This window comes from Hydrogenophaga sp. FW305-3-2-15-A-LB1, assembly GCF_058787875.1.
The window spans coordinates 1-4573 of record NZ_JBYTAE010000157.1 but is presented as its reverse complement, the minus strand read 5'-3'; the positions used below and the strand labels follow the sequence as shown (position 1 = coordinate 4573).

Here is a 4573-nt window from a genome sequence, read left to right as displayed (position 1 = left end):
CAGGCGCTCCACCAGCTCGGCCATGCCGGCCCACGTCGTCGTCTGCCAGATGCCGTATTCCTTCTCGCGCATCGCCGGCCGCTCACCGTGTTCGGCCGCCTGCGTCAGCAGCAATCGGGGGAAAGTCGTGTTCACAGCTTTTCTGCCTTGGCAACGGGGGGGCTTCGGAAACCGATCGCGGCGCGCTCGACATCGGCGCGCAGCGCGCCGTCTTGCTCCAGGGGCAGCACGCCCTTGCAATAGGTCCATTGCTCGGTGCTCACCGGGGCGCCCAGTTCAACGGCGTCCTTCAAGCGCAGCAGCGCCAGCCGCCGGTGCTTGAACTTGATGCTGCGGTCCAGCAGCGCCAGCGCGATCGCCTGGCTCTGCAGCTTGAGCGCGGGTGCGGCGTCCGTGCCGCTCCCCGCGCGCGCCAGGCGCTTGAGAGACCGCAGGCGCTGCCGTCCCCGGCCATGCAGTGGCGCTTCTGAAAGCACACCCATCACGCGCCCTCACCCATCGCCGCTTCGACGGACCGGTCCAGCACGTAGACCGTGCCATGCAGCAACGCGATGTGTTCGCCGTCGCGGGCCCGCGTGATCTTCACCTGATAGCTGCCGATCTTGCGCGAGCGAGAGACCTCGTGCGCATGCGCCACCAGCCATTCGCCTTCTTCGACCGCGGTGGAAATGCTGAGCTGGCCATCCACCAGGGTGGCGATCTTTCCGTACGAGTTGCAGGCCAGGCCCAGCGCCATGTCGCCCAGCGCGAAGAGCGCGCCGCCGTGGCAGCGGTCGTTGAAGTTCATGTGCTTGCGCATCACCTTCATGCGCAGCGTGGTGCTGCCCATCGATGCCGCCACGAGTTCGATGCCAAGCAGACGGGCCATGTTGTCGCCCTCGATGCACCGGGAGACCAGGTTGTAGGCCGACTTGGCGCCACCGGCCGCGTGGCGTCGGCCGCGCTCGCTTCGCGCATCCAGCCAGTCCACCAAGGCATCGGTGCCCTCTTCGCCGGGCGCGGACACGCGCATCACCTCCGGCGTCAGATCTTGTGAGCGCCGCAGCGTCAGCATGGCCAGCAGCTCGGATTCGGTCTTGCGGGCATCGGGCAGATCGGCCTTGGTCACGACGAAGATGTCGGCGATTTCCAGCACACCGGCCTTGATCGCCTGCACATCGTCGCCCAGCCCGGGCGGGCACACCACGACGCGCGTGTCGGCAAAACGCGTGATTTCCACTTCCGATTGGCCGGCACCCACGGTTTCGACGATCACCACGTCATAGCCCGAGGCGTCGAACAGATCGATAACATCCCCCGCGGCCACCGACAGGCCGCCGAGATGGCCGCGCGATGCCAGCGAGCGGATGAAAACGCCCTCGTCGCTCTGGCGCTCGCCCATGCGGATGCGGTCGCCCAGGACCGCGCCGCCGGTGAACGGACTCGAGGGATCGATGGCCACGACGGCGACCGTCCTGCCCTTTTTTCTCAACCCCTTGATCAGCACCGACACCAGCGTGGACTTTCCACCACCGGGTGGCCCAGTGACGCCGATGACGTGCGCCCGGCCCTGGGACGCCGCGACGGCGCGGCGCACCTCGACGGCCATCTCGCCGCCGTTTTCCAACGCGCTGATGGCTTGTGCAAGGGCGCGTCGATCGCCGCCCAGCGCCTTTTGAATGGACATGTTGCTCACGGCGCTCACACCACCGTCAGCGGTTGACCAAAGCCCAGTTCCTTGCGCAAGGTGCCGCAGATCTCGCCGTGGGTGGCACCGACTTCGGCGGCCGCCACCACGTGCTCGAAGACGTTGGACTTGGCGGTGTTGGCCGATTTGGCCAGGGCACCGATCGCCTTCTCGACGTCCGCGTTGGAGCGCGATTTCTTGAAGTCGGCCAGGCGCCCCAGGTACGACTGCATGCGCGCCGCGTCGGGGTACTCCAGGGAGGGGTAGGTCGCGGGGTCTTCCTCGACCTGGTACGCGTTGACGCCCACGATGGTTTGCTCGCCCGCGTCGATCTTCTTCTGGAAGGCCAGCGCGGACTCGCCGATCATGCGCTGCACGATGCCTTTTTCCACCGCCTGGTACATGCCGCCCACTTCGTCGATCATCGAGATGATCCCGTTGATCTTGGCTTCCATGTCGTTGGTGAGCGACTCCACGTAGTAGGAGCCACCCAGCGGGTCAATGACGTCCGTGAGATGGGCCTCTTCGCGCAGGATGTTCTGCGTGGCCACCGCGATGCGCGCGGCTTCGGCGGTGGGAGTTGAAAACACCTCGTCGTAGCCGTCCGTGTGAAGCGATTGCAGGCCGCCGAAGATGCCGGCCATCGCCTGCGTCGTGACCCGGGCAACGTTGTTCAGCGGTTGCTGGCGGGTCAGGTCGACCCCGGAGGTCTGGCCATGGAATTTGAAGCGCCAGGAGCGCGGGTCCTTGGCGCCGAAACGCTCGCGGCACAGCCGGGCCCAGATGCGGCGGCCGGCGCGGAACTTGGCCACCTCTTCGAAGAAGCTCACCGAGACGTCGAAGAAGAAGGTGAAGCGCGGCAGAAACTGGTCCGGGTCCATGCCGGCGGCGATGCAGTCTTCCGCGTACTGGATGCCCGAGCACAGCGTGAAGGCCATGGCTTCGGCCGGCGTCGCGCCCGCCTGCTGCATGTGCTGCCCGACGATGGACAAGGGGTTCCAGCCAGGCACGTGCTTGTTCGCGAAGGCGATGTGGTCCACGATGACCCGGCGCGCGCCCTGCAGCGCCAGGCGGAAGAACATGTGGTTGGCGACGAAGTGCGAGATGCAGTCGCTCTGGTTCGAGGTGCCCGTGATCTTGGTCCATGGCACGCCGCGGCGCTTGGCGACCGCCAGCTCGAAGGCCAGCAGCGTGAACGGCGTCGGGTCGTTCATGGCGGTGGACAGTTCGCCAATGGGCACACCGTCGAGGGCGACCCGCATGTCCTCCACATGGTTGATGACCGTGCCGCAAGTGCCGAGCAGTTCCGACGGCACGTCGTCCGCGTCGTAGCCGCGGAACACCGAGTTGCACGGAATCAGCGACAGCGCGGACGCGCCGAGGTCGAGGATCTCCTTGACCCGCAGGTTGTAGTCCTCGGGCACGCCCAGGCCGATAAGTTGGCGCTGGGACCAGCTTCGACCTCGGTACATCGTGGCGTAGATGCCACGCGTGAACGGGTACTGGCCGGGATAGCCCAGCGCTTCCTCATAGGGTGCGCCGGTCTGGTCTTGGGGGGTGTACAGCGGCTTGATGCCGATGCCGGAACGGTTGTAGGTGGTCGTTTCGCCGACGACGCCCTTGGCGAACTCGGCTTCCCATTGCGCGAGGCCGTTCATGTCGATGCCCCCAGGATGGCGCGGCGCTTTTCGGACAGCGCGCGCACCGACACAACGACATCGTCCAGCGAGGTGCCGGGATGAAACACCTGAGCCACGCCACACGCCAGCAGCATCGCTTCGTCCTTGGCGGGCACGATGCCGCCGACGATGACCTGCACATCGGCCAGCCCGGCTTCGCGCAGCGCGGCCACGAGCTTGGGCACGATGAGGTGGTCGGTGGCGAGCGAGGAGATGCCGATGACGTCGGCGTCCTCTTCCATCGTGAGCTTGACGACGGTGGGTATCTCCTGCCAGGGCGGGGTGTAGATCACCTCCATGCCCGCATCCCGCAGACAGGCCGCAATCACGCGGCTGCCCCGGTCGTGCCCATCAAATCCAATCTTTGTCACGATCACCCTAGGTGGACGTTCGGCCATCTTGCATTTCCTTCACTAGCCCCACAAACTTTCGCGCGAGAACGCGTGGGGAGTCGCGTCCATCGGGGTTGAACCACAGCGTCGCCCAGTTGAGCGAGCCAATCAGCATCAGGCGCAGGGCACGGCGGTCCGTGCCCGCGGGCAGCGGCAGTTGCGCCACGACATGGCGGAAGACCTGTTCGTAGCTTTCGCGCAGCTCCCGCAGACGATCCGCGGCCTGGGGAATGTCGTCAGGCAGCACGCGGATCAGCACCTGGGCGTAATCGCTGTCGCGCAGAACGGCTTCCAGGTGGGCCCTGCACAGGACCTCCAGACGCACCCAGGGATCTGTTTCCTTGGCCACCGCTTCGGCGGTGGCCTCCTCCAGCGCTCGCACGCCCGCTTGATAAACCGCGAGCAGCAACTCTTCCTTGGAGGGGAAGTGGTAGTAGAGCGAGCCGGGCTTCATGTCGACCTCGACGGCGATGTCTCGCATGGAGGTTGCCGCGTATCCGCGGCTCGCGAAAAGGCGCGCCGCGGCGTTCAGCAACTCCGGCAAGCGGTTGTCGGTTCGCGGTGATCGGGAAAGTTTGGAGCTTGTCATGAATAGCGAACGTTCGTTAGGTATAGTATGGAATAGGAATGAGGTGATGTCAACGACGGGGGTCAGAAATTCCCCCGGTCGACACCGCAGATCGTATTCAGTGCAGAAAGCGCCGTCGCCCAGGCGGTGCTCGCAGTTCAACGCCCTTCAAGGAGATCCCGACATGCAGTTGCCCGGCCTGAACTTCCAGCTTGGAGAAGACATCGACGCGCTGCGCGACGCGGTGCGCGATTTCGCGCAGGCCGAG

General features: G+C 65.7%; 5 protein-coding genes. All 5 read right to left on the bottom strand.

Annotated features, from left to right (window positions below; all coding sequences use genetic code 11):
• Window positions 1–131: 131 nt before the first annotated feature.
• From AC3WPZ_RS27590 to AC3WPZ_RS27570, 5 genes are read right to left on the bottom strand one after another with little or no spacing between them, the layout of a single operon-like run.
• A complete protein-coding gene (locus AC3WPZ_RS27590; protein WP_444689016.1) occupies window positions 132–482 on the bottom strand; it encodes a hypothetical protein in 351 nt (116 codons plus the stop codon).
• Window positions 482–1666, bottom strand: coding sequence for a methylmalonyl Co-A mutase-associated GTPase MeaB (gene meaB / locus AC3WPZ_RS27585; protein WP_492436408.1), 1185 nt, complete (start codon window positions 1664–1666; stop codon window positions 482–484). Before meaB ends, AC3WPZ_RS27590 begins: the two co-directional genes overlap by 1 nt.
• A 14-nt stretch (window positions 1667–1680) precedes the next feature.
• Window positions 1681–3324 (bottom strand): acyl-CoA mutase large subunit family protein, encoded by a 1644-nt coding sequence (locus AC3WPZ_RS27580; RefSeq protein ID WP_492436411.1) that lies wholly within the window; start codon window positions 3322–3324, stop codon window positions 1681–1683.
• Entirely contained in the window at window positions 3321–3743 is a 423-nt protein-coding gene (locus tag AC3WPZ_RS27575; protein WP_444689013.1) for a cobalamin B12-binding domain-containing protein, read from the bottom strand. The genes AC3WPZ_RS27580 and AC3WPZ_RS27575 overlap by 4 nt, the downstream gene beginning before the upstream one ends.
• The gene (locus AC3WPZ_RS27570) at window positions 3724–4326 is read right to left on the bottom strand and encodes a TetR/AcrR family transcriptional regulator (RefSeq protein WP_444691615.1); all 603 of its coding nucleotides are present in this window, start codon (window positions 4324–4326) and stop codon (window positions 3724–3726) included. Before AC3WPZ_RS27570 ends, AC3WPZ_RS27575 begins: the two co-directional genes overlap by 20 nt.
• Between the last annotated feature and the right edge of the window lie 247 nt (window positions 4327–4573).